This window comes from Mesorhizobium sp. M1E.F.Ca.ET.063.01.1.1, from assembly GCF_003998155.1.
GTDB lineage: Bacteria > Pseudomonadota > Alphaproteobacteria > Rhizobiales > Rhizobiaceae > Mesorhizobium.
The window spans coordinates 1-2991 of the sequence record NZ_RZSC01000712.1 but is presented as its reverse complement, the minus strand read 5'-3'; the positions used below and the strand labels follow the sequence as shown (position 1 = coordinate 2991).

Annotated in this window: 5 protein-coding genes; 4 read left to right on the top strand and 1 reads right to left on the bottom strand. The window is 63.7% G+C overall.

Annotated elements, in window-relative coordinates; all coding sequences use genetic code 11:
• Nucleotides 1-918 (top strand): 5-(carboxyamino)imidazole ribonucleotide synthase (locus EOA29_RS31070; RefSeq protein ID WP_127222067.1); only part of this gene is annotated, 918 nt, incomplete at its 5' end.
• Between the two features lie 10 nt (nucleotides 919-928).
• On the opposite strand, the gene EOA29_RS31065 is transcribed toward EOA29_RS31070, so the two are convergent.
• Complete coding sequence (locus tag EOA29_RS31065; protein ID WP_126091495.1) at nucleotides 929-1351, bottom strand: lysozyme inhibitor LprI family protein; 423 nt, start codon at nucleotides 1349-1351, stop codon at nucleotides 929-931.
• A 244-nt stretch (nucleotides 1352-1595) separates the two neighbouring features.
• On the opposite strand from EOA29_RS31065, the gene ykgO reads away from it, so the two are divergent.
• The 3 genes from ykgO to EOA29_RS31050 all read left to right on the top strand — a co-directional run.
• A complete protein-coding gene (ykgO, locus tag EOA29_RS31060; RefSeq protein ID WP_040974291.1) occupies nucleotides 1596-1721 on the top strand; it encodes a type B 50S ribosomal protein L36 in 126 nt (41 codons plus the stop codon).
• Nucleotides 1722-1844: 123 nt separating this feature from the next.
• On the top strand, nucleotides 1845-2456 hold the full coding sequence (locus tag EOA29_RS31055; RefSeq protein ID WP_126091494.1) for a hypothetical protein: 612 nt from the start codon (nucleotides 1845-1847) through the stop codon (nucleotides 2454-2456).
• Between the two features lie 138 nt (nucleotides 2457-2594).
• A partial coding sequence (locus EOA29_RS31050; RefSeq protein WP_348628926.1) for an alpha/beta fold hydrolase occupies nucleotides 2595-2991 on the top strand: 397 nt, incomplete at its 3' end.

The window sequence follows — 2991 nt, the reverse complement described above, 5'->3', positions numbered from 1 at the left end:
GCCTATGACGATCCGGGAGCGCTTGCCGAACTCGCTGTCGCCAGCGCCGTCGTCACCTATGAATTCGAGAACGTCCCGGTTGCGGCGGCGGAGACGCTTGCCGCACGCGTTCCGGTCTATCCGCCGGCCCGCGCCCTTGAAGTCGCGCAGGATCGCGTGACCGAGAAGAGTTTCCTGAACGGCATCGGCATCCCGACGGCGGAATTCTGCCCCGTCGACAATGACGACCAGCTGACGGTGGCGCTGAGGAAATTCGGCGGCAGCGGCGTTTTGAAGACGCGGCGCATGGGTTATGACGGCAAGGGCCAGCGCGTCTTCCGCAACATGGAAACCGGCGGCTTTGCCGGCGCCTGCGAGGCGATGGGCAATGTGCCGCTGATCCTCGAATCGTTCGTCGCCTTCGAGCACGAGATTTCGGTGATCGCCGCGCGCGGACTTGACGGGAGCGTTGCCGCCTACGATCCGGCCGAGAATATCCACCGCGAGGGCATCCTGCGCAGCTCGACGGTACCGGCCACGATCGGGCCGGAAACTGCCGCGGCGGCGAAGGAGGCGGCGGCGAAAATCCTCTCGGCGCTCGGCTATGTCGGCGTCATCGGCATCGAATTCTTCGTCCTCGCCGACGGCTCGCTGCTGGCCAACGAGCTGGCGCCCCGCGTCCACAATTCCGGCCACTGGACGGAGGCCGCCTGCCTCGTCTCGCAGTTCGAGCAGCATATCCGCGCCGTCGCCGGCCTGCCGCTGGGCTCACCGGCCCGACATTCCGATTGCGTGATGGAAAACCTGATCGGCGACGACATGCTGAAGGTGCCGGCGCTGCTCGCCGAACCCGACCTGATGCTGCATCTCTACGGCAAGGCCGAGTCACGCCCCGGCCGCAAGATGGGTCATTTCACCCGGATCAGCCATAAAAACTGACCAGCGTTGGTTACTGCATATCCTGATCTTCGTCCTCGTCCGGGCTGGCGCAGCTCGGATCGCCGTCCTTGCAATTGGCACCGGAGGTGAGCTGCTTGGTGCGCTCGTTGGTCAGCTCCGTCAGGCATTGCGAAACCTCCATCGGATAGATGGAGCCGCCCTCGCTGTCGGCGGCCGAATAAGCGCATTCGGCGTCGCGGAACGCGATCCAGGCGCGCTGCGCCGTCTGCAGCAATTTGTTGGCTTTCTCGTCATTTCCGCTGACGATATCCTTGTAGGCGGCGTTGAGCTTGGCGTCGGCCGCCTCATAGTCGGCGTTGGCGCAGATATTCATCATCTGCTGGCTGTCGTCGTTGCGGTCGCACTCCTGCCCCCAGGCCGCCGGAGCGGTTGCCACGAGCATAAGGCAGGCTGACAAAAACAGGCGGCGCATGCCGGATCTCCCAATCGCTTCGCGTTGCGGCACCTTTCCAGCCGGCCTTGAGTCGCGCAATGCCAGGTCGCCGCGATGGCGAATATTTGATGATGTGGGCTCCTGCGCCGGTTATACGGCGCGCTTGCGGTTGACAGGAGCAAGGCTCCTCGTTTATGAGCCACGCAAGTTCAAAGGCGCGCTTTTTCCGGGCGCGCCTTTAAAATTCGGCCCGGAACCGGGCCCCGACCGGATAGGCAAGACCATGAAGATCAAGAATTCGCTCAAGGCGCTCAAGGCGCGTCACCGCGACAACCGGCTGGTTCGCCGCAAGGGACGCATCTACATCATCAACAAGACTGCTCCGCGCTACAAGGCGCGCCAGGGCTGAGACTTGCGCGCGGCGCCACAAACGAACCAAGCGCCGCGCCCGTTTGATGTCGATTGCCGGTTCGCCGGCCCTCTCACGCTAAAATCATTTTGACGATCCGCCGTCCGGCATTAGATTCCGGCGATGCGGATTCTTTTTGCTTCTTTCGCCGCTCTGCTCCTTTTCGGCCTGCCCGCGTCGGCGGAGGAGCCTGCCTCGCCGCCCGCCGCCACGCCGCCGCCCGCCCTCACGCCGCCGCCGGTCGCCTCGACCAGGCAGGGCCGCCTTGATCAGCTCTTCACCGACCTGAAGCGTGAGCGCAACGAAAAGGCGGCCGAACGGATCGCCGGCCGCATCTGGAATGAATGGAACCAGTCCGGCAGCGCCTCGATCGACCTGATGATGCAATGGGCGCAGAAGGCGACGGAAGACCAGAAATTCGACGTCGCACTCGACTTCCTCGATCAGGTGGTGACCTTGCAGCCGGGCTATGCCGAAGGCTGGAACCGCCGCGCCACCGTGCATTTCCTGATGAAGAATTACGGGAAGTCGATGGCCGACATTGACCACACCTTGCAGCTCGAACCCCGCCATTTCGGCGCGCTCTCCGGCCTGGCGCAGATCATGGCCGAAACCGGCCACAAGCAGTCGGCGCTGGAAGCCTGGCAGAAGGTGCTCACCATCTATCCGATGATGCGCAGCGCTCAGGACCAGGTCTCGACACTGTCGGAAGAGCTGGCCGGCGAGGGTATTTGATTCCTTTAAGGCAGTAGGGGAGTAGGGCAATAAGGGAGTAGGGTAGAGATTGGCCAGGAAACAGCTCCCCTACTCCCCTACTCCCCTACTCCCCTACTCCCCTAAACTAACTTCCCGCCACTTCCGTATCTCCTCCGCATGAACCTCATCTGCGCCGCGTTTCTCTTCCTCATTGCGCTCATCTTCGCCCTTGCCGTCGTCACCCGCGCCGGCGCTTGGCTGATCGAGCGTCGCAACCCGCCGGCCGGCGCATTCATCGACATCGATGGCGCCCGCATCCACTACGTCCATATCCCGGCGCCGGCCGGCGCCGATTTGCCCCCGATCGTCTTCATCCATGGCGCCAGCGCCAACCTCAAGGACCAGATGCTGCCGATGAGGCCGCTGCTCGAAGGCCGCGCCGAGATGCTGTTCCTCGACCGCCCCGGCTTCGGCTGGTCCGAGCGTGGGCCGGGCAACAACGAAACGCTGGCGGCGCAGGCCGACACGATCGCCACGCTGATGGACCGCCTCGGTATCGAAAAAGCGATCATCG

What these genes read in the sequence shown, in the direction of transcription:
- EOA29_RS31055 (WP_126091494.1), top strand. Translation starts at nt 1,845, where the DNA reads ATGCGGATTCTTTTTGCTTCTTTCGCCGCTCTGCTCCTTTTCGGCCTG.
- ykgO (WP_040974291.1), top strand. Translation starts at nt 1,596, where the DNA reads ATGAAGATCAAGAATTCGCTCAAGGCGCTCAAGGCGCGTCACCGCGAC.
- EOA29_RS31065 (WP_126091495.1), bottom strand. Translation starts at nt 1,351, where the DNA reads ATGCGCCGCCTGTTTTTGTCAGCCTGCCTTATGCTCGTGGCAACCGCT.